Origin of the sequence: Nocardioides phosphati, assembly GCF_014646375.1 — a bacterium.
GTDB classification, from domain to species: Bacteria; Actinomycetota; Actinomycetes; order Propionibacteriales; family Nocardioidaceae; genus Nocardioides; species Nocardioides phosphati.
This window is the reverse complement of sequence record NZ_BMNI01000002.1, coordinates 254,118-273,530: the sequence shown is the minus strand read 5'-3', so window position 1 is coordinate 273,530 and position 19,413 is coordinate 254,118. Positions and strand designations below refer to the sequence as shown.

21 protein-coding genes are annotated in these 19,413 nt (G+C 70.8%); 19 read left to right on the top strand and 2 right to left on the bottom strand.

All coding sequences use genetic code 11. From position 1 onward, the window contains the following. Nucleotides 1-159: 159 nt before the first annotated feature. Entirely contained in the window at nucleotides 160-1,416 is a 1,257-nt protein-coding gene (locus IEX47_RS06260) for an ammonium transporter (RefSeq protein ID WP_188783144.1), read from the top strand. A gap of 73 nt (nucleotides 1,417-1,489) precedes the next feature. Here the strand turns inward: IEX47_RS06260 and IEX47_RS06255 are convergent, their stop codons facing one another. Beyond that, nucleotides 1,490-2,728 carry a Fic family protein gene (locus IEX47_RS06255; RefSeq protein ID WP_188783143.1) on the bottom strand — a complete coding sequence of 413 codons (1,239 nt, stop codon included), beginning with the start codon at nucleotides 2,726-2,728 and terminating at the stop codon, nucleotides 1,490-1,492. A gap of 228 nt (nucleotides 2,729-2,956) precedes the next feature. Between IEX47_RS06255 and rplS the strand changes: the two genes are divergently transcribed. The 11 genes from rplS (at nucleotide 2,957) to IEX47_RS06200 (ending at nucleotide 12,091) form a co-directional block, all read left to right on the top strand. Continuing rightward, nucleotides 2,957-3,307 (top strand): 50S ribosomal protein L19, encoded by a 351-nt coding sequence (gene rplS / locus IEX47_RS06250; protein WP_188783142.1) that lies wholly within the window; start codon nucleotides 2,957-2,959, stop codon nucleotides 3,305-3,307. Between the two features lie 31 nt (nucleotides 3,308-3,338). After that, on the top strand, nucleotides 3,339-4,151 hold the full coding sequence (gene lepB / locus IEX47_RS06245) for a signal peptidase I (protein WP_188783141.1): 813 nt from the start codon (nucleotides 3,339-3,341) through the stop codon (nucleotides 4,149-4,151). Next, a complete protein-coding gene (gene rnhB / locus IEX47_RS06240) occupies nucleotides 4,148-4,930 on the top strand; it encodes a ribonuclease HII (RefSeq protein WP_188783140.1) in 783 nt (260 codons plus the stop codon). Before lepB ends, rnhB begins: the two co-directional genes overlap by 4 nt. Beyond that, complete coding sequence (locus IEX47_RS06235; RefSeq protein ID WP_107700156.1) at nucleotides 4,927-5,232, top strand: DUF2469 domain-containing protein; 306 nt, start codon at nucleotides 4,927-4,929, stop codon at nucleotides 5,230-5,232. Before rnhB ends, IEX47_RS06235 begins: the two co-directional genes overlap by 4 nt. A 147-nt stretch (nucleotides 5,233-5,379) precedes the next feature. Next, the gene (locus tag IEX47_RS06230; protein WP_188783139.1) at nucleotides 5,380-5,814 is read left to right on the top strand and encodes a TadE/TadG family type IV pilus assembly protein; all 435 of its coding nucleotides are present in this window, start codon (nucleotides 5,380-5,382) and stop codon (nucleotides 5,812-5,814) included. After that, complete coding sequence (locus tag IEX47_RS06225; RefSeq protein WP_188783138.1) at nucleotides 5,814-7,505, top strand: Tad domain-containing protein; 1,692 nt, start codon at nucleotides 5,814-5,816, stop codon at nucleotides 7,503-7,505. The genes IEX47_RS06230 and IEX47_RS06225 overlap by 1 nt, the downstream gene beginning before the upstream one ends. Nucleotides 7,506-7,664: 159 nt before the next feature. Next, nucleotides 7,665-8,060, top strand: coding sequence for a YraN family protein (locus IEX47_RS06220; RefSeq protein ID WP_188783334.1), 396 nt, complete (start codon nucleotides 7,665-7,667; stop codon nucleotides 8,058-8,060). Further along, nucleotides 8,057-9,643, top strand: a complete 1,587-nt coding sequence (locus tag IEX47_RS06215; RefSeq protein ID WP_188783137.1) for a YifB family Mg chelatase-like AAA ATPase — start codon at nucleotides 8,057-8,059, stop codon at nucleotides 9,641-9,643. Before IEX47_RS06220 ends, IEX47_RS06215 begins: the two co-directional genes overlap by 4 nt. Then, the gene (dprA, locus tag IEX47_RS06210; RefSeq protein WP_188783136.1) at nucleotides 9,640-10,776 is read left to right on the top strand and encodes a DNA-processing protein DprA; all 1,137 of its coding nucleotides are present in this window, start codon (nucleotides 9,640-9,642) and stop codon (nucleotides 10,774-10,776) included. Before IEX47_RS06215 ends, dprA begins: the two co-directional genes overlap by 4 nt. A gap of 35 nt (nucleotides 10,777-10,811) precedes the next feature. Continuing rightward, the gene (locus IEX47_RS06205; protein ID WP_188783135.1) at nucleotides 10,812-11,744 is read left to right on the top strand and encodes a tyrosine recombinase XerC; all 933 of its coding nucleotides are present in this window, start codon (nucleotides 10,812-10,814) and stop codon (nucleotides 11,742-11,744) included. 8 nt (nucleotides 11,745-11,752) lie between these two features. Further along, complete coding sequence (locus tag IEX47_RS06200) at nucleotides 11,753-12,091, top strand: hypothetical protein (RefSeq protein WP_188783134.1); 339 nt, start codon at nucleotides 11,753-11,755, stop codon at nucleotides 12,089-12,091. A 6-nt stretch (nucleotides 12,092-12,097) separates the two neighbouring features. Here the strand turns inward: IEX47_RS06200 and IEX47_RS06195 are convergent, their stop codons facing one another. Beyond that, complete coding sequence (locus IEX47_RS06195; RefSeq protein ID WP_188783133.1) at nucleotides 12,098-12,664, bottom strand: M23 family metallopeptidase; 567 nt, start codon at nucleotides 12,662-12,664, stop codon at nucleotides 12,098-12,100. A gap of 419 nt (nucleotides 12,665-13,083) precedes the next feature. Between IEX47_RS06195 and rpsB the strand changes: the two genes are divergently transcribed. The 7 genes from rpsB to rlmN all read left to right on the top strand — a co-directional run bounded on the left by rpsB (nucleotide 13,084) and on the right by rlmN (nucleotide 19,413). Continuing rightward, nucleotides 13,084-13,959, top strand: coding sequence for a 30S ribosomal protein S2 (gene rpsB, locus IEX47_RS06190; protein WP_188783132.1), 876 nt, complete (start codon nucleotides 13,084-13,086; stop codon nucleotides 13,957-13,959). A gap of 98 nt (nucleotides 13,960-14,057) precedes the next feature. Continuing rightward, a complete protein-coding gene (gene tsf / locus IEX47_RS06185) occupies nucleotides 14,058-14,867 on the top strand; it encodes a translation elongation factor Ts (protein WP_188783131.1) in 810 nt (269 codons plus the stop codon). Between the two features lie 130 nt (nucleotides 14,868-14,997). Then, on the top strand, nucleotides 14,998-15,711 hold the full coding sequence (gene pyrH, locus IEX47_RS06180; protein ID WP_229662672.1) for a UMP kinase: 714 nt from the start codon (nucleotides 14,998-15,000) through the stop codon (nucleotides 15,709-15,711). Between the two features lie 100 nt (nucleotides 15,712-15,811). Then, a complete protein-coding gene (gene frr, locus IEX47_RS06175; protein ID WP_229662703.1) occupies nucleotides 15,812-16,333 on the top strand; it encodes a ribosome recycling factor in 522 nt (173 codons plus the stop codon). 12 nt (nucleotides 16,334-16,345) lie between these two features. Beyond that, nucleotides 16,346-17,215 carry a phosphatidate cytidylyltransferase gene (locus tag IEX47_RS06170; RefSeq protein ID WP_188783129.1) on the top strand — a complete coding sequence of 290 codons (870 nt, stop codon included), beginning with the start codon at nucleotides 16,346-16,348 and terminating at the stop codon, nucleotides 17,213-17,215. A gap of 117 nt (nucleotides 17,216-17,332) precedes the next feature. Then, nucleotides 17,333-18,109 (top strand): META domain-containing protein, encoded by a 777-nt coding sequence (locus tag IEX47_RS06165; protein ID WP_188783128.1) that lies wholly within the window; start codon nucleotides 17,333-17,335, stop codon nucleotides 18,107-18,109. Between the two features lie 176 nt (nucleotides 18,110-18,285). Continuing rightward, on the top strand, nucleotides 18,286-19,413 hold the full coding sequence (gene rlmN / locus IEX47_RS06160; protein WP_188783127.1) for a dual-specificity RNA methyltransferase RlmN: 1,128 nt from the start codon (nucleotides 18,286-18,288) through the stop codon (nucleotides 19,411-19,413).

Below are 19,413 nucleotides of genomic sequence, written 5' to 3'. Positions count from 1 at the left end.
CGTTCACACGCGGCGTCGTTTGGCCGTGAGATCTGTTACATCTGCGAAACAAAACACGGCGACAGGTGAAATCCAGTTTGGGCAGGATCCGCTTCACGAGCACGAACCGGCAATGGCGCCACCGTGCGACTCACTACCCCCGAGTGAAGAGGTTTCTTCATGACCGCAGACAACGTATGGCTGCTCACCGCGGCCGCCCTGGTCATTTTCATGACGCCGGGCGTTGCGTTCTTCTACGGCGGCCTGGTCAAGTCCAAGTCCGTCGTTTCCATGATGATGATGAGCTTCGGCGCCCTGGGCCTCATCTCGGTCCTCTGGGTCCTGTTCGTCTACAACATGGGCCTGATCACGCCTGACACCGCGGGCAACGGCTGGCTTCCGGCCAACCCGTTCCACGACCTCGGCATGCTGAAGTCGGTCAAGGACAACGGCTTCATCTCGATGATCTTCGACGGCTCGTTCGCGATCATCACCGTCGCGCTGGTCTCCGGCGCCATCGCCGACCGCGCTCGCTTCTGGCCGTGGATGATCTTCGCCGGCGTCTGGGGCACTCTCGACTACGGCGTCGTCAAGGGCTGGGTCTGGGCCCTGGACGGCGACGGCAACGCCACCGGCTGGATTGGCAAGGGCATCAACGGCGTCGGCGCGCTCGACTGGGCCGGCGGCACTGCCGTCCACATCAACGCCGGTGCTGCGGCGCTCGCTCTCGCGCTCGTCCTCGGCAAGCGCAAGGTCGGCTTCTCCAAGGAGGAGTCCGTCGCTCACAACGTCCCGCTCGTCCTCATCGGTACGGCGATCCTCTGGTTCGGCTGGTTCGGCTTCAACGTCGGCTACAACGGCGGCACCGACGCCGGCGCGGGCCTGATTGCCCTCAACACGCTGGCGGCCCCGGCGGCTGCCATGCTCGGCTGGCTCATCGTCGAGCAGTTCCGCGAGGGCAAGCCGACTGCCGTCGGCGCCGCGTCGGGCATCGTGGCGGGCCTCGTGGCGATCACCCCCGCCTGTGCCTTCGTCAACCCGGTCTGGGCGATCGTCCTCGGCCTGCTCGCAGGTGCTGTCTGTGCCTTCGCGATCGACCTGAAGTTCAAGCTCGGCTTCGACGACACGCTCGACGTCGTCGGCATCCACATGGTCGGCGGCTTCATCGGCTGCTGGTTCCTCGGTTTCTTCGCGCAGTACACCGTCGGCTCCGAAGGCGTCGTCGCCAACAAGACCGGCCTCTTCTACGGCGGCGGCGCGGGTCAGCTCCTGACCCAGGTCGTCACGTCGCTCGGTGTCTTCGCCTACTCCTTCATCCTGGCGCTCGTCATCGGCTTCGCGATCGAGAAGACGATCGGCTTCCGCGCCAAGGAGGAGGACGAGATCGCTGGTATCGACCTCGCGCTCCACGGTGAGGGCTACAACTACGGCATGTGATCCTCACACTGCCTGAACACCGCGAAGGCCCGTCCCGCATCACGCATGCGGGGCGGGCCTCCGTCATTTCGGCTCAGCGGTCCTCCGCGTGGAGCGTGAGCGCCTTCTCGCTGGTGCGGATGCTCAGGTCGTGCACCTCGTGCAGGACGTCGCGCGCCAGCCACACCGGCGTACGCCGCGCCCCCTTGGCGCGGAGCAGCACACCCGCCGCGGTGGCCTGGGCCAGGACGTCCTTCGCGGCGGCGTCGTCGGTGGCCAGGCGCTCGGTGACCAGCCGCAGGTTGACCATCGGCTCCTCGATGACGAGGTCGAGCAGGCGGTAGGCGAGCGTGCCGGCGTACGGGCGGCTCATGGCTTCCTGCCAGCGCTCGCGGATCTCGATGACGTCGGTGGCGGTCTGGTGCGACTCGCGGGTGGCGATGGACGCGGCGCTCGCCAGCATGGTGACGATCGTCGAGGCGTGGCCCGCGCGGTAGTCGTTGAGCGCCTGGAAGTACTGGTCGCGGTGGGAGACCAGGCCCGACGCGATCGGCACGGTCAGGTGGCGGGTCACGCGCCGTTTGCGCAGCACCGCGTGGATGAGCGCGCGGCCGATCCGGCCGTTGCCGTCGGTGAACGGGTGGATCGACTCGAACTGCGCGTGCACGATCGCGGCCTGAGCCAGTGCGGGCATGTCGTCGCGGTTGGCGAAGGCGAAGAGGTCGTCGAGGTAGTCGTCGACGGTCTCCGGCGGGGGAGGGACGTGGAGGGCGCCGAGGGGGGAGTAGTCGCTGCCGCCGACCCAGTTCTGCCGGTGCCGGATGTGACCGGGGCGCACGTTGTCCGAGGGAACCCGCGAGAAGAGGTCGTGGTGGGCCTGGAGCATCGCCTCCTTCCGGACGGTGCGCGGCAGCATCGCGGCGTCGCGGATCATCCGGGAGAGCGCCGAGGTCGCCGACGCCATCGACATCGCCGACGAGTTGGCACCCTCGCCGAGCAGCGCGCGGCCGTAGTCGGCGAGCGAGGCGTCGACGTTCTCGATCTTGGAGGAGTCGACCGACTCGGTGCGGAGCAGAAGGCTGTTGAGCGCGGCCAGCGTGCGCCCGTGGACCATGTCGAGGTGGGTGAGGCCCCCGGCCACCGCCTCGAGCATGCGCAGCAGCGCCGGCTCGGGCTCGAAGGTCAGGCGCGCGATCTTCGGTGGCAGCATCACGGTGATCTCGCGGACCTGCCGGTCCGCGCGCGGACCCCGTGGCGCCATCTGGCGCCACGGCCGCACCTCGGGTTGGTGGGCCGGCCAGTCGGTCGCGGCCGACGCGTCGGAGGACGTCATGGCACTGATCCTGTCAGGCGAGGTGTCCGGATTTCCGCAGGTCCGGGCTCCTGCCGTAAAGTTCCCCCTTGGTCCACGCTGGCCGAAGGGATGCTCCGAGACTCACCCGGAGGTCCTGCCTCCCGCTCCTGCCACAGGGGGTCCGGGAAGCCGCCGGCCGCACGGCGTACGACCTCACTGACGAAACCTGATTCCGCGGCCGACCTGTGGCGCCCGTGAGGAGTGAACATGAGCAACGTGATCGACCAGCTCGCCGCTGACCTCAAGCGCGACGACGTCCCCGCCTTCCGCGCCGGTGACACCATCAAGGTGCACGTCAAGGTCATCGAGGGCACGCGCTCGCGTGTCCAGGTCTTCCAGGGCGCGGTCATCCGCATCCACGGCTCGGGCATCGGCCGCACCTTCACGGTCCGCAAGATCTCGTTCGGTGTCGGCGTCGAGCGCACCTTCCCGCTGCACTCCCCGATCTTCGAGAAGATCGAGGTCGTGACCCGCGGTGACGTCCGTCGCGCCAAGCTCTACTACCTCCGCGCCCTCACCGGCAAGAAGGCCAAGATCAAGGAGCGCCGCGAGGCCTGAGTTTTGCTGCGAGCCTTATAGGCTCTGCCGCGTGACTTCCGAGGACCGCGACCCCCACCCGACCAACGGGACCACCGACACCGGTGCGGGGGCGCGGTCCTCGACCATTTCCCTGGGGCCGAAGGGGAAGCGCCAGCTCCCGATCTGGCAGGAGTCGCTGATCCTGCTCGTGATCGCGCTCGGCCTCGCGGTGCTGCTCAAGGCCTTCTTCATCCAGGCCTTCTACATCCCGTCGGAGTCGATGGAGCCGGGCCTGCAGGTCAACGACCGGATCCTCGTCCAGAAGCTCTCCTACTGGGGCAACGGCACCCCGCAGCGTGGCGACATCGTGGTCTTCGGGGACCCCGACGGCTGGCTGAGCGCCGAGGAGGCTGCCGGCCCGACGAGCGGCTTCGCCAACCTCCTCGCGAAGGTGGGCCTCTATCCCACCGGCGGCCACCTCGTGAAGCGTGTCATCGGCGTCGGCGGCGACGTCGTCACCTGCTGCGACAAGCAGGGCCGGCTCAAGGTCAACGGCGTGGCCGTCGACGAGAGCCAGTACCTCGCCAAGGACGCCCAGTGCGCGGCGCCCCTCAGCGTCCAGGCCGCGAATCCGTGCGGACGCAAGGCGCTGCACGTCACCGTGCCGAAGGGTTACCTCTTCGTCATGGGCGACAACCGCGGCGACTCGGGCGACTCCAGCGTCCACCTCTGTACGCCGGGCGCCACCGACTGCCCGCCGACGCGCGGCTTCGTGCCCGTCGACAACGTCGTCGGCAAGGTCTTCGCGCTGGTCTGGCCGCTCAGCCACTTCGACAAGATCTCGCGTCCCGACGCGTTCAAGGACGTCCCGGACCCGAAGTGAGCCCCACCGCCGTTCCCACCCTCCGCGTCGAGCGGCGCCTCCTGCGGGAGGGCCTCGTCGCCCTCGCCGCGGCCGACGAGGTCGGCCGGGGCGCGCTGTGCGGTCCGGTGACCGTCGGCATGGTGCTGATCGACGCGTCCACCCGGTCGGCGCCCACGGGCGTGCGTGACAGCAAGCTGCTCACGCCCGCGGCCCGCGAACGGCTCGTCCCGCGGATCCAGCGCTGGGCGATCGCCTACGGCGTCGGCCACGCCAGCCCCGTCGAGATCGACGAGTTCGGCATCATCGCGGCGCTGCGCCTCGCCGGCCAGCGCGCCCTCGCCCAGCTGCACCTGGAGACGGGGCCCGAGGTCGGTGCGGTCCTGCTCGACGGCAACCACGACTACCTCTCCACGCCGGAGCAGGAGGCGCTCTTCGGGACACCGGCGCCGGCCGTCGCCGAGGTGCCCCGCGTCGTCACGATGATCAAGGCCGACATGAAGTGCGCTGCCGTCGCGGCGGCCAGCGTCCTGGCGAAGACCTCCCGCGACGCGATCCTGCACGAGCTGGCGGCCGACCACCCGGCGTACGGCTGGGCGGAGAACAAGGGGTACAGCGCGCCGGAGCACCTCGCGGCGCTCCTCGAGCACGGCCCGACGCTGCACCACCGGCTCAGCTGGCGGCTTCCGGGCTGCGAGGAGCTCGACCCGGCGGCCTTCCGGCGGGCCGCGGGGTCCGGCGTACCGCAGACCGTGCAGAATGGCGCCGACCTTGTGGGGACCGTGGAGGAGACGCGATGAGTGCCGAGGATCTCGAGAAGTACGAGACCGAGATGGAGCTCCACCTCTACCGCGAGTACCGCGACGTCGTGGGCATCTTCAAGTACGTCGTGGAGACCGACCGCCGCTTCTACCTCTGCAACCAGGTCGACGTGAAGGCCCGCACCGAGCAGGGCGATGTCTTCTTCGAGGTCTCCATGAGCGACGCCTGGGTCTGGGACATGTACCGCCCGGCGCGCTTCGCGAAGAACGTCAAGGTCCTCACCTTCAAGGACGTCAACGTCGAGGAGCTGGCCAAGCCGGACCTCGACCCCAAGGTCTGACGCGCCTCACGCTGGAAGGTTGACTGATCGGGTTAGCCCGAACGGCTCATTTCCTCCGCCGGGCACGACAGATGTGGCGAGCGCCACTATCCTGAGGCGAGGCGCCGGGAGGGAAACCGCGCCGATGGACACGCCTTGGGAGGGGTCATGTCTCGTCGTGCTCGCACGCGCCCCTGCGCGCGGAGGGATGAGAAGGGTGCGGCCGCGCTGGAGTTCGCCCTGGTGCTGCCGATGCTGCTGCTCATCGTCTTCGCGATCATCAGCTACGCCTACATGTTCAGCATCCGGCAGGCGCTGACGCAGGCCGCTGCCGAGGGTGCGCGCGCCGCCGCGGTCGCCTCGACCAGCCAGGCCTCGGCCCAGGCCACGGCGGCGGTCAACGCAGCGCTGTCGGGCTACTCGATGACGTGCGGCACCAAGGGCCTCACCTGTACGCCGACGTCGACGACGTGCGGGACCGCGGCCTGCATGCGGGTGACGGTGTCGTTCGCCTACCGCGCCAACAACCCGCTGCCCAACCTGCTGCCCGACGCGATGATCCCCGCCACGCTCACCTTCACCTCCAGCGCCGAGGTCAACTGATGGGGTGGAGGCTGACGGGGCGTGGGCCGATCCGGCGCAGGCCGCGGAAGCAGCGCGACGAACGCGGCGCCATCGCGATCTTCACGGCCCTGCTGCTGAGCACGGTGCTCACGGGGGCTGCGTCGTTCTCGCTCGACGTGGGGTACCAGCGCGTGGCGCGACGCGACATGCAGGCGGTCGCCGACCTCGTCGCGATGGACATGGCACGCAAGCTGGACGGCCGGACCACCAGCGCGCTCTCGGGCTCGACGTGGAACGCCGGCGTGACCACCTCCCTCGGGTCCCAGGGACACACCGTCGGTGCCGCGCTGACGGTGCGGACCTGCACCGAGGCCGAGGTGCACGCGGTCGATGCCGCGCTGTCGAGCACCGGGATCTGCGCCTTCCCGGGCATCCTCAACTCGGACGGCACCTTCTCCTCCAGCGGCAGCGCAGCGGCGACCCACGTCAAGGTGATGACGCGGACGAGCGTCGACTACTTCCTGCCGGTCTTCGCGGACGCGGGCTCCGCGTCACGGTCTGCGGTCGCCGCAGCGACCAAGACGGCCTGCTTCGCCATCGGCAGCTATCTCGCGCGGTTGTCGACGGGGGAGTCGCCGCTCCTCAACGCGATCCTCGGCGACACGCTCCACACCACGGTGCTCGGCTACGACGGCCTCGCGACCGTGAACCTCTCGCTCGCCGACCTCGCGCTGCAGCTGGGGGCCGGCACACCGCAGCAGCTGCTCACCACCAGCGTCACGGCCAGCAAGCTCTTCTCGGCGATGGCGACGGTCATCTCCAAGAACTCCCCGCAGACGAGCGCCGACATCAACGCGGTCGGCGTCCTGCAGGCCGCGGCCGTCGCCTCGACGCCGGCGTTCTCGCTCGGCAACATGCTCAGCATCGGCTCCGACGCCGGCACGGCGCTGGGAGCGACGATCAACGCCCTCGACCTGGTCAAGGGTGCGGCCGCGCTCTCGGACGGCGACCACTTCCTCAACGTCCCCGGCCTCACGCTGTCGCTTCCCGGCATCTCGACGACGACGGCGAAGCTGCAGGTCATCGAAGGCCCGCAGATCTACTGCGGCCCGGTCGGAGGGTCGACGAAGGTCACCTCGCAGGCGCGGGTGACGCTGGTCTACCAGTTGCTCGGGCTCGCCGGCACGATCGCGGGTACGCCGATCACGGTCTCGATCGACCTCGGCCTCGCCAACGCGCGGGGCACGCTCTCGTCGATCGACGGCTGCCCGACGATGAACAACCTCGCGATCACGCTGTCGAACCAGACGGCCGTCGACCTCTCGGTGAGCATCAAGACCCAGGCCAACGTGCTGCTCGGACTCCTGCCCAGCCTCGTCGACGTGGAGGCGAAGCCGACCTCGATCCTGCCGACGGGGCCGACGACCACCCACAACCTGGCCCTTCCGCAGTACTACACGGACAAGTACCACACGTCGTCGGGCACGGTGGGCCTGCAGGCGCTGACCGACACCCAGATCACCGCGAAGGTGCTGGGCACCGGCCTTCCCGTCGTCTCGACCCTGCTGTCGCTCACGCTGCGCGACACGCTCAAGTCGGTGGCCTCCGACGTCAACACGACCGTCCTTCCCCTCCTGCAGAACCAGCTGGGTCTCCGCGTTGCCGGGGTGGACCTCTGGTCGATGCAGCCGAAGAGCAACCGCTGCAGCACACCCCAGCTGAAGGGGTGACGATCGACCGGTCCAAATTTCCCCCCGCTGGATCGGTTCGGCCCATCGGCCCGGTTTCCGTCCCCATGTCGGAGACCGGGCCGGTGTTGCACATCTGCTCCGTCGCGCCCATGCCGGGCCCGGTCGCGGCCGGGACCGTGTCCGCAGGAGGTGTCGATGATGACGACAAGGCAGGTCCGGCGCGTCGCCGTGGATGCGCGCACGCAGGCACAGAAGCTCGGAGCGTGGGGCGAGCAGCTCGCCGCCCGCCACCTGATCGGCGAGGGCATGGTGATCCTCGACCGCAACTGGCGGGGTGACGGGGGAGAGCTCGACCTCGTGCTGCGTCAGGGCAGCACCCTGGTCGTCTGCGAGGTGAAGACCCGCAGCTCGACGGGGTGGGGCCAGCCGCTCGAGGCCGTCGGCCGGCAGAAGGCGGACCGGCTCCGCCGCCTGGCAGCGCAGTGGATGGCGGCGCACGGCGTCCGCGTGACCGACGTGCGGATCGACCTCGTCGGCGTCCTCCGCACGCCCGAAGGCCCGGTCGTCGAGCACGTCCGGGCGGTGGGCGCATGAGCTGCGCAACCGCGCGCACCATCACGCTCGCGGGCACCCTCGGCCACCTCGTCGACGTCGAGGTAGACGTCTCCCAGGGCCTCGTCGGCACCAACCTCGTCGGCCGGCCCGACACGGCGATCAACGACGCCCGCGAGCGGTGCCGCACGGCGATCAGCAACGTCCGCCTCACCTGGCCGGCGACGAGGCGGGTGACGATCCTGCTCTCGCCGGCTGACCTGCCCAAGCGAGGCCCGCAGTTCGACCTGGCGATCGCCGTCGGCATCCTCGCCGCCACCGGTCAGGTGCCCGCCGCCCTGCTCGACGAGACCGTCTTCCTCGGCGAGCTGGGGCTGAGCGGGCAGCTGCGGCCGTTGTCGGCGGCGCTGCCGATGGTCATGGCCGCCGCCCGGTCGGGAGTCCGTCGCGTGGTGGTCCCGCAGACCCAGTGGGCCGAGGCCTCCCTCGTGCCGGACGTCGAGGTCTTCGGGCTCCGCTCCCTGGACCAGGTGGTCGGCTGGCTGCGGGGCGAGGAGGTGCCCGACGCGGCACCCGTCGTGCCCCGCGCCGGTGCGCGGCTGATCCGGTGGCGCGGCGACGACCGCCTCGCCCATCTCGACCTCGCCGACCTGGAAGGCATGGCGGAGGAGCGGCTCGCTCTGGAGGTCGCGGCTGCCGGCGGCCACCACCTGCTGCTGACGGGCCCCAAGGGCGCCGGCAAGACGTCGCTGGCCGAGCGGCTGCCCGGTCTGCTGCCGGACCTCACGATCGCAGAGTCGCTGGAGGTGACGGCGGTGCGCGCCCTCGAGCGAGCGCTCGGGCCCGACGTGGGTCTCGTCACGCGACCACCGTTCACTGCGCCCCACCACCGCTCCTCGCTGCAGAGCGTGGTCGGCGGGGGCAGCGGCGCGGTCCGGCCGGGCGAGATCAGCAAGGCCCACTGCGGTGTGGTGCTGCTCGACGAGTTCCCGCTCTTCGCCCGCGACGTCCTCGACGCTCTGCGGCAGCCCCTGGAGTCGGGCGAGGTCACCATCGCCCGCGGCGACGAGGTCGCCACCTTCCCGGCCCAGGCGCTCTTCGTCCTCGCCTGCAACCCCTGTGCCTGCGGCAACTACGCCGCCGACGTGGGCGCCGACCGCTGCACCTGCAGCGAGCAGGTCCGCCGCGAGTACCGGCGCCGCCTCGACGGCCCCGCCATCGACCGGATCGACATCACGCGCGAGGTCCTGCCCTGCCGCGAGGACTGGGCCGGCGCGGCCGACGACCCGCCGGAGGACACCGCCACGGTGCGTGCCCGCGTCACCCGCGCGCGCCAGCGGCAGGCGGTGCGCTTCGAGGGGCGCCCGTGGCGGCTCAACGCGCAGGTCCCGGCTGCCCGGCTCCGTGACACGTGGCCGCTGGCCCCTGCCGGGCGGAAGCGCCTCGACGAGGCGGTCCGGGCGGGTGCCCTGACCCGCAGGGGCGCGATCCGCGTCCACCGGCTGGCGTGGACGGTCGCCGACCTCGCGGCCCGGCCCGAGCCCACGCCCGACGACGTCGACGTGGCCGTGCGCCTGCGCACCGGGAAGCCGCTCGACTCCTGGATGCTGCGGAGGGCGTCGTGACCGCCACCGATGCCGAGCGGCTGGCGCGCGTCGCGCTGAGTCGGCTGGGGGAGCCCGCCGACCCCCGCATCACGACACTCGTCGCCGAGATGGGTGCCCAGCCGCTCCACGAGGCCCTCGCCTCCGAGCGCGATCTCGAGGGTGTGCTGACCGACGTCGCCGCCCGCCTTGAGGCCAACGATCCCGAGGGTGATCTCGCCCGGGCCGCCCGCCTCGGCATCCGGTTCGTGGTCCCGGGTGACGACGAGTGGCCTGCCCAGGTCGACGACCTCGCCCACGCGGGCACGGTCCACGAGCGGGGTGGGGTCCCGCTCGGCCTGTGGGTCCGCGGACCCGCCCGGCTCGACCAGCTCGCCGACAGCATCGCCATCGTCGGCTCGCGGTCGTCGACGACGTACGGCGAAGGCGCGGCGCGGGTGATCGCCGGCGACGTCGCGCGCCACGGCATGACGGTGGTCTCCGGTGCGGCGTTCGGCATCGACCAGGCGGCGCACCGTGGAGCCGTCGCGGGCGGAGGCACGACGGTGGCCGTGCTGGCCGGGGGAGTCGACCGTCCCTACCCAGTCGCCCACACCCGCCTGCTCGAGCACATCGCCGAGACCGGAGCCGTGGTCAGCGAGGTGCCGCCCGGCGGCGCGCCCACGCGCATGCGCTTCCTCACGCGCAACCGCGTGATCGCTGCGCTCGCCCGCGGCACGCTCGTGGTCGAAGCGGCGCATCGGAGCGGTGCGCTGAGCACGGCGCGTTGGGCCGAGCGGCTCAGCCGGCCGCTGATGGCGGTGCCCGGCCCGGTGACCAACGTGCAGTCGACCGGGACCCACGGGCTGATCCGTGCGGGTGCGGCGCAGCTGGTCGGCTCCGGTCCCGAGGTGCTCGAGCTCCTCGGCGCCTCGGGCAGCCACCTGATCGTCGAGTCCCGCTCGGAGACCCGGGCCCGCGACACCCTCCGGCCGCGCGAGGCTCGTGTGCTGGAGGCGGTGCCCGTCAGCCGGGCGGCGCCGACCGAGTCGATCGCCCGCACCGCCGGGCTCGGCCTGGTCGGGGTGCAGAGTGCGCTGACCCTGCTGCTGCGGGACGGGTTCGTCGAGCGGGTGCCGGCCGGATGGCGGCTCAGTCCGCAGGGGCGCGCCTGAGCGGTGCCGCTCCACCGCGCTCCTACGATCGCGACATGGAGGACAGCGAGAGCGAGCTGCTGCCGGAGGCCTACGCCGCCGTGCTCGGCGACTTCGAGCGCCATCTCGCCGTCGAGCGCGACCTGACGCCCCACACGGTGCGGGCCTACCTCGGCGACCTCTCCTCGCTCCTCGACCACGTGGCCCGCCTCGGCGGCGACAGTCTCGACGACCTCGACCTGCGTGCGCTCCGCAGCTGGCTGGCCAAGCAGCAGGCCCTCGGCAAGGCACGCACGACGATCGCCCGCCGGGCGACCGCCGCCCGTGTCTTCACCGCCTGGCTGCTGCGCACCGGCCGCATCGCCGCGGACCCCGGCGCCCGGCTCGCGTCGCCCAAGGCGCACCGCACCCTGCCCGAGGTGCTCCGCCAGGACGAGGCACTCGCGCTGGTCGAGTCGGCGACCTCGACGGCGGCCGAGGAAGGCCCGATGGGGGTGCGCGACGCCGCCATCCTCGAGCTGCTCTACGCCACCGGCATCCGCGTGGGCGAGCTCTGCGGTCTCGACGTCGACGACCTCGACTTCGACCGCAACGTCGTGCGTGTCTTCGGCAAGGGGCGCAAGGAGCGCACGGTGCCGTTCGGACAGCCGGCGTCGGCGGCGCTCAAGCGCTGGCTCGCCGAGCGGCGCAGCATCGTGCGCGAGGGCTCGGGCGCTGCGCTCTTCCTCGGGGCGCGTGGGGGCCGGGTCGACCAGCGCATCGTGCGCCAGGTCGTCCACGACCGGGTGAGCAGCATCCCCGGTGCCCCTGACATCGCCCCTCACGGACTGCGCCACACCGCGGCGACGCACCTGCTCGAGGGTGGCGCCGACCTGCGCACCGTGCAGGAGCTGCTCGGCCATGCGTCGATGGCGACCACGCAGGTCTACACACACATCAGCAACGAACGTCTCCGCACGGCCTACCAGCAGGCGCACCCCCGCGCCTAGGCTGCCGCATGCGCTTCGTGAAGCTCGCTGCGAACCGGCCGGCCCACGATCCCGACGGAGCGTACGTCTACCCCTACTGGGTCGACATTGCGCTCGACGGCGACCCGGCGATGGTTGCGCTCGCTGAAGGTGACGGCCACTCCCATGCCGGCGGCGACTTCACGGCGCAGGAGGCCCTCAGCTCCAGGTGGACTCGTCACCTCGAGGAGGCCGGTGGCGCGTGGCTGCGCCCCTGGCTCGAACGCCTCGCAGCGGGGGAGGCGGTCAGCGAGGACGAGCTCATCGCGGACTACACCCGCCGGCACGGGCGGGCGCCGGAGTCCTATGAAGCGTCGCCTCGGGGCTGAGCGGGCTCAGGCCGCCGGCAGCCCCGTCCACGGCTTGAGGCGCACGGGCCCGGTGGCGCCGACCAGCTCCAGCGGGTCGAGGTAGGTCTCGCCCCGGAGCCAGCCCCAGTGCAGGCAAGGGCCGGGCATGCAGTGGCCGCCGGGTCGCAGCACGCCGATCGGGGCGCCGCGCCCGACCCGGTCACCGACCCGGACCAGCGGCGTGACCGGCTCGTAGGTCGTGCGGGTGTCGCCGTGGCCCACCACGACGACGCCCTTGCCCGCGATGGTGCCGGCGAAGAGCACCTGGCCCGCGAGCGCGGCCTTGACCGGCGTGCCCGCGAACGCGGCGAGGTCGACGCCGCGGTGCCCCGCGGCGTACGGCGTCGGGGGAGGGGTGAAGCCGTGCACGACCGTCGGTGGGGCAGCCGCGGAGCCGACCGGCCAGACGCCGCTGCCCGAGGGATCGACACGCACGACGGGAGCGCTCCGGCGTGGCTCGGGTGCCAGACGGGGTGCCCCCGGCGGAGCGGCCGAGACCGGAGCGGGGAGGGTGGACAGGGCGGTGAGGAGGGCGGGGATGAGCAGGTACATGCCCCGACCCTGCGCCGCCGTACGCCGGGCCGGCAGGCCGCGGGCGCGGCACGGTGGACGACGCGCATGGCGCCCCGGCTGTGCACGGAAACCGGGACGCGGCCCGGCGTGCCACGGAGCCGGTTGCCGGATTCGCCCGCAGCCCCGCGAGCGACTAGTCTGGGGAGGCAACCCATCCGTGGGTTGACTACGCGCGCCTGAAGACCGCGACGGCTCCTCCCTGGGAGCCGATCGTCCGCGGGCCCGCTCCTCGGTTCCACCAGATGGTGGGTCGGAGCGGTGTGCAGGCGCCAGGGCCACCGGCACCCGTCGGCGGCAGCAACTGAAAACACACCGGCCGGATCACCACCCGGGCCGCCTCCCGCAAGGGCCAAGGCAGCCGCAACGGGCCCCGGCCGACACAACCAGGAAGAAGAACCATGGCAGTCGTGACCATGCGCCAGCTCCTCGAGAGCGGCGTCCACTTCGGACACCAGACCCGTCGCTGGAACCCGAAGATGAAGCGCTTCATCATGACCGAGCGCAACGGCATCTACATCATCGACCTGCAGCAGTCGCTGGCCTACATCGACCGCAGCTACGCCTTCGTCAAGGAGACGGTCGCCAAGGGCGGCACGGTCATGTTCATCGGCACGAAGAAGCAGGCGCAGGAGTCCATCGCCGAGCAGGCGACCCGCGTCGGCATGCCCTACGTCAACCAGCGTTGGCTCGGCGGCATGCTCACCAACTTCCAGACGATGTCGCAGCGGATCAACCGCCTCAAGGAGCTCGACCTGGTCGACTTCGAGACGGTTGCCGGCTCGGGTCGCACCAAGAAGGAGCTCCTGCAGATGAAGCGGGAGCACATCAAGCTCGAGAAGACGCTCGGTGGCATCCGTGAGATGACCCGCGTCCCCTCCGCCATCTGGGTCGTCGACACGAAGAAGGAGCACCTCGCCATCGAGGAGGCGCGCAAGCTGCGCATCCCGATCGTGGGCATCCTCGACACCAACTGTGACCCCGACGAGGTCGACTTCCCGATCCCGGGCAACGACGACGCCATCCGCGCCGTCGGCCTGCTGACCCGCGTGATCGCGGACGCCGTCGCCGAGGGCCTCATCGCCCGCTCCGGCGTCAAGGCCGCCGAGGGTGCCGAGACCGTCGGCGCCGAGGAGCCCCTGGCCGAGTGGGAGGCGGAGCTGCTCGCCCCGACCGACGCTGCTGCCGAGGCCCCCGCCGCTGAGGCCACCGAGGCGCCCGCCGCCGAGGCTCCGGCCGCTGAGGCCGAGGCCACCGAGGCTCCGGCCGAGGCCTGATCCAGCACATGTGAAACGCGGGCTGTCGTCGTACGACGGCAGCCCGCGTTCCGCGCTCACACCGTCTGACACTTTTCTTTTCCTAGCGAGGACAACAAATGGCTTTCACCGCTGCCGACGTCAAGAAGCTCCGCGAGATCACCCAGGCCGGCATGATGGAGTGCAAGAAGGCGCTCGACGAGACCGACGGTGACCTCGACAAGGCTGTCGAGCTCCTCCGCGTCAAGGGTGCCGCCAAGGCCGCGGCCCGTGCCGCCGAGCGTGAGGCCTCCGCCGGCCTCGTCGCCGCCCACGGCAACGCCCTGATCAGCCTCAAGGCCGAGACCGACTTCGTCGCCAAGAACGAGGCGTTCGTCAACGCCGCCACCGCGATCGCGGAGGCCGCTGACGCTGCCAAGGTCAACGACATCGAGTCGCTGCGCGCCGTCGCCCTGGGCGACACCACCGTCGGCGAGACCGTCGACGAGCTCGCCCGCACCATCGGCGAGAAGATCGAGCTCGGCGAGGTCGCCTACTTCGAGGGCAACACCACGGTGTACCTCCACAAGAAGGCCTCTGACCTTCCCCCGGCCCTGGGCGTCCTCGTCCAGTACGAGGGTGACGAGACCGCCGCCAAGCAGGCCGCCCAGCAGGCTGCCGCGCTCAAGGCGCAGTACCTCACCGCCGACGAGGTCCCGGCCGACGTCGTCGCCGCCGAGAAGGACGTCCTCACCAAGAAGACGCTCGAGGAGGGCAAGCCCGAGGCTGCCGTCGCCAAGATCGTCGAGGGTCGCATCGGCGCCTTCTTCAAGGAGATCGTCCTGCTCGACCAGGAGTCCGTCTTCGAGTCGAAGAAGTCGGTCCGCCAGGTGCTCGACGCCGCCGGCACCAAGGTCACCAAGTTCGCCCGCTTCGAGGTCGGCGCCTGACGCGTCGCCTGACAGGCACCCACAGCAGGGCCGGTACGACGACCGTCGTACCGGCCCTGCTGGCTGTCCGGGGTGTGCGATAGGTTTTCCCGAGCGCACCCGCTCCACCCAGACCCCTGAAGGGATCTCCATGCCGGCCTACAACCGCGTCCTGCTCAAGCTCTCCGGCGAGGTGTTCGGCGGTGGCTCGGTGGGTGTCGACCCCGACGTCGTCGCCGCCGTCGCCCGCGAGATCAAGGCCGTCGTCGACGCCGGCGCCCAGGTCGCGATCGTGACCGGCGGTGGCAACTTCTTCCGCGGTGCGGAGCTGCAGGAGAAGGGCATGGACCGCGTCCGTGCCGACTACATGGGCATGCTCGGCATCGTGATGAACTGCCTCGCCCTCCAGGACTTCCTGGAGAAGGAGGGCGTCGACACCCGCGTGCAGACCGCCATCACCATGGGCCAGGTCGCCGAGCCGTACATCCCGCGTCGCGCCATCCGCCACATGGAGAAGGGCCGCGTCGTGATCTTCGGCGCGGGCATGGGCATGCCCTTCTTCTCCACCGACACCGTCGCCGTCCAGCGCGCGCTGGAGAGCAAGTGCGACGTCGTCCTCGTCGCGAAGAACGGTGTCGACGGCGTCTACACCGCCGACCCGCGCGTCGACCCGACCGCCACCAAGCTCGACCACGTCACCTACACCGACGCGATCTCGCAGGGTCTCAAGATCATGGACCAGACCGCGTTCGCCCTGTGTGGAGAGAACAAGCTGCCCATGGTCGTCTTCGGCATGGAGCCCGAGGGCAACATCCTGCGTGTCGTCATGGGTGAGAAGATCGGCACGCTCGTCAGCGCAGGCTGACGCCCCCAGACCTTCCCGGCGTACGCCGGATCCCGCACCGCCCGCACACAAGGAGAAGACCGTGCCGCTCAACACCATCCTCGCCGAGGCCGACCAGAAGATGGCCAAGTCGGTCGAGGCGACCCGCGAGCAGTTCGCCACGATCCGCGCCGGCCGCATCACCCCCACCGTCTTCAACAAGCTGACCGCGGAGTACTACGGCACCCCCACGCCGCTCTCCGCGCTGGCCACGTTCACCGCGCAGGACGCCCGCACGATCCTCATCCAGCCGTTCGACCAGGGCGCGATGGGTGCGATCGAGAAGGCGATCCGCGACTCCGACCTCGGCGTCAACCCGTCCAACGACGGCAAGGTGCTGCGCGCCGTCTTCCCCGAGCTGACCGAGGAGCGCCGCAAGGAGTTCGTCAAGCAGGCGAAGGAGAAGGCCGAGCAGGGCCGCGTCTCGGTCCGCCAGGTCCGCCAGAAGGCGAAGCAGGCCGCGGAGAAGCTCGAGAAGGACGGCGAGGTCAGCAAGGACGACGTCGCCGGTGCCGAGAAGAAGCTCGACGCGACCACCAAGAAGCACGTCGACGCGATCGACGACATGCTCAAGACCAAGGAAGCGGAACTCCTCGAAGTCTGAGAGGGTTCGCCTGTGACGACCTCCACTCCCGCTCCGCAGAAGGATCATGGCCGCGCCGGCCGCGACCTGAAGGCCGCGATCACCTCCGCCGTCGTTCTGCTGGCGCTGATCTTCCTGTCGCTCGCGTTCTGGAAGACCGCGTTCATGTTCATCGTGGCCGCGGCGGTCGTCGTCGCGGTCTGGGAGCTCCGCAAGGGCTTCCTGGCCAAGGGCATCGACCTCCCCGAGCAGCCGCTGATGATCGGCGGCGTCGTCATGGTCTTCGTCGCCTACTTCTGGGGTGCGCCTGCCCTGGTGACCGCCACGGCGGTCACCGCGCTGGCGATCATGCTCCACCTGCTGCGCCGGGGCGTCGACGGCTACGTGCAGAACGCCACGGCGGCGGTCTTCGCGCTGATCTACCTGCCGTTCCTCGGCTCCTTCGTCGCGCTCCTCCTGCGTGAGGACGGCACCGCGGAGTGGACCGACCGGGTCGACTACGGCGTGCTCGGTGTGGTCGCCTTCGTGCTGGTCACGATCGCCTCCGACATCGGGGGCTACATCGCCGGCGTCCTCTTCGGCAAGCACCCGATGGCTCCGGTCATCTCGCCGAAGAAGTCGTGGGAGGGCTTCGCCGGCTCGATGCTCTTCTGCGTCGCTGCCGGTGCGGCGATCGTCTACTACCTGCTCGACGGCGACTGGTGGGTCGGCGTGCTGCTCGGCGCCATCGCGGTCGTCATGGCGACGCTGGGCGACCTCTGCGAGTCCGTCATCAAGCGCGACCTCGGCATCAAGGACATGAGCCAGATCATCCCGGGCCACGGCGGCCTGATGGACCGGCTCGACTCGCTCCTCGCCACTGTCGCCCCCGTGTGGCTGCTGCTCCACTACCTCGTCTTCTGACGCCACGGCGGGGGCGGGAGCCTGCGTACTCGGCGACGGGACTCCGCTCCTCGCCTCCGCCCTGGCGGCGCTGCTGGCGCTCGGGAACCAACCGCGCCCGGCCGTCGTCCGATCGGCATGAAGACCCTCGTGCTGCTCGCCCTGGTCGCCGTCGTCGCGCTGACCGCAGCGTGCTCCTCCGAAGGGAGCCACGACCCCGGCCTGCACCCGACCCTCGCCGGTGACTACGTGGTCACGAAGGTGACCGACGACGGCCAGCCGCGCGCGGTCGTCGACGGCACGGAGATCGCGCTGGCGTTCGTGGACGGCCGGCTCACCCTGCACGCCGGGTGCAACACGATGAGCGCGACGTACACGATCGAGGGATCGACGCTGCGGATCGGCCCGATCGCCTCCACCGAGATGGGCTGCCCCGGGCTGCGGATGGAGCAGGACCGCTGGCTCGCAGGGCTCCTCGCCGAGCCCGCGACCATCGACTGGCAGGCACACACGATCGCTGTCGGTGACGTCGTCCTGACGCTCAGCCCCCGCACCCGCGTCCACCCGGACCAGGACCTGCGGCGCACACGCTGGGTGCTCGACGGGCTGACCGACGGCGAGACGGCGCGCTCCGTGCCCGCGGGCCCGGCAGTCGTGCTCACCCTCGAGAGCACCGACGTGGCACAGGTGAGCGGCCTCTGCAACGGCTTCGGAGCCGACCTCGAGGTCGGTGACGGGGCGATCCGCTGGATGCCGCACGCACGGACGCTGATGGCGTGCGTCGACCCGGCCCGTCAGGAGCTCGACGGGGCGGTGACCTCCGTCCTCACCGGCCGCACGACGTACGAGATCTCGGGGGAGACCCTGACGGTCACCCACGGCGACCGCGGCCTGGTCTTCCGCGCATCTGAGTAGGTGCACGGAGGTGGGGCCCCGCGGCTGGCCCCGAGGATCGGTGCAGCGCCGGATCGCCATCGCCTCGGCTCGGGCTCGCACAGGGGACGAGCCCGCGCCCTCCATCACCCCCGAGGTGATGGCGACCGGTCGCGTTTCGGCGTACGTCGTGGGGGAGTGGGAGACTGGTCCCCGTCATGAGTGAGCAGATCAAGACCCTTCCCCTCGTCTTCGAGGCGCCGCGCGGGCGCGCCAAGCCGCCGCGCCACCTGGCCGACCTCGACGAGGCGGGCCGCAAGGACCTGCTCACCGAGATGGGCCTGCCCGGCTTCCGGGCCAAGCAGCTCTCGACGCACTACTTCGGCCGGCTCGTGCACGACCCGGAGGAGATGACCGACCTGCCCGCCGGCCAGCGGGCCGACCTGGTCAACGCGCTCCTGCCCGACCTGATGAACCCGATCCGCGAGCAGCAGGCCGACCGCGGCAAGACCGTGAAGACGCTCTGGAAGCTCTTCGACGGCTCGCTCGTCGAGTCGGTCCTCATGCGCTACAAGGACCGCGCCACGATCTGCATCTCCAGCCAGGCCGGCTGCGGCATGGCCTGCCCGTTCTGCGCCACCGGTCAGGGCGGCCTCCAGCGCAACATGTCGACCGCCGAGATCGTCCACCAGGTCGTCGTCGGCGCCCGCGCGATGGCCAACGGCGACGTCGCCGGTGGCCCCGGCCGCCTCTCGAACGTGGTCTTCATGGGCATGGGCGAGCCGCTGGCCAACTACAAGGCCACCGTCGCCGCCGTACGCCGCCTCACGGATCCCGCGCCCGCCGGCCTCGGGCTCTCCGCGCGCCACGTGACGGTCTCCACCGTCGGCCTCGTGCCGCGGATCAAGCAGCTCGCCGACGAGGGCATCCCGGTGACGCTGGCGCTCAGCCTCCACGCCCCCGACGACGAGCTGCGCAACGAGCTGGTCCCGATCAACACCCGGTTCTCGGTGGAGGAGACCGTCGCCGCGGCGTACGAGTACTTCGAGAAGACCGGCCGCCGGGTCTCGATCGAGTACGCCATGATGAAGGACATCAACGACCAGGCCTGGCGTGCCGACCTGCTCGCCGAGGTGCTCTCCGCCAACGGCCGTGGCACGGGCTGGGTGCACGTCAACCCGATCCCGCTCAACGACATCCCGGGCTCGCAGTTCACCCGCTCGCGCGAGGAGGACATGGACGAGTTCGTCCGCCGCCTCAACGCCTCCGGCATCGCCACGACGCTCCGCGACACCCGTGGCAGCGACATCGACGCCGCGTGCGGCCAGCTCGCCGCTGCGGAGTGA

What these genes read in the sequence shown, in the direction of transcription:
- IEX47_RS06260 (WP_188783144.1), top strand. Translation starts at nt 160, where the DNA reads ATGACCGCAGACAACGTATGGCTGCTCACCGCGGCCGCCCTGGTCATT.
- IEX47_RS06255 (WP_188783143.1), bottom strand. Translation starts at nt 2,728, where the DNA reads ATGACGTCCTCCGACGCGTCGGCCGCGACCGACTGGCCGGCCCACCAA.
- rplS (WP_188783142.1), top strand. Translation starts at nt 2,957, where the DNA reads ATGAGCAACGTGATCGACCAGCTCGCCGCTGACCTCAAGCGCGACGAC.
- IEX47_RS06235 (WP_107700156.1), top strand. Translation starts at nt 4,927, where the DNA reads ATGAGTGCCGAGGATCTCGAGAAGTACGAGACCGAGATGGAGCTCCAC.
- IEX47_RS06230 (WP_188783139.1), top strand. Translation starts at nt 5,380, where the DNA reads ATGTCTCGTCGTGCTCGCACGCGCCCCTGCGCGCGGAGGGATGAGAAG.
- IEX47_RS06225 (WP_188783138.1), top strand. Translation starts at nt 5,814, where the DNA reads ATGGGGTGGAGGCTGACGGGGCGTGGGCCGATCCGGCGCAGGCCGCGG.
- IEX47_RS06220 (WP_188783334.1), top strand. Translation starts at nt 7,665, where the DNA reads ATGACGACAAGGCAGGTCCGGCGCGTCGCCGTGGATGCGCGCACGCAG.
- IEX47_RS06215 (WP_188783137.1), top strand. Translation starts at nt 8,057, where the DNA reads ATGAGCTGCGCAACCGCGCGCACCATCACGCTCGCGGGCACCCTCGGC.
- IEX47_RS06205 (WP_188783135.1), top strand. Translation starts at nt 10,812, where the DNA reads ATGGAGGACAGCGAGAGCGAGCTGCTGCCGGAGGCCTACGCCGCCGTG.
- IEX47_RS06200 (WP_188783134.1), top strand. Translation starts at nt 11,753, where the DNA reads ATGCGCTTCGTGAAGCTCGCTGCGAACCGGCCGGCCCACGATCCCGAC.
- IEX47_RS06195 (WP_188783133.1), bottom strand. Translation starts at nt 12,664, where the DNA reads ATGTACCTGCTCATCCCCGCCCTCCTCACCGCCCTGTCCACCCTCCCC.
- rpsB (WP_188783132.1), top strand. Translation starts at nt 13,084, where the DNA reads ATGGCAGTCGTGACCATGCGCCAGCTCCTCGAGAGCGGCGTCCACTTC.
- tsf (WP_188783131.1), top strand. Translation starts at nt 14,058, where the DNA reads ATGGCTTTCACCGCTGCCGACGTCAAGAAGCTCCGCGAGATCACCCAG.
- pyrH (WP_229662672.1), top strand. Translation starts at nt 14,998, where the DNA reads ATGCCGGCCTACAACCGCGTCCTGCTCAAGCTCTCCGGCGAGGTGTTC.
- frr (WP_229662703.1), top strand. Translation starts at nt 15,812, where the DNA reads ATGGCCAAGTCGGTCGAGGCGACCCGCGAGCAGTTCGCCACGATCCGC.
- IEX47_RS06165 (WP_188783128.1), top strand. Translation starts at nt 17,333, where the DNA reads ATGAAGACCCTCGTGCTGCTCGCCCTGGTCGCCGTCGTCGCGCTGACC.
- rlmN (WP_188783127.1), top strand. Translation starts at nt 18,286, where the DNA reads ATGAGTGAGCAGATCAAGACCCTTCCCCTCGTCTTCGAGGCGCCGCGC.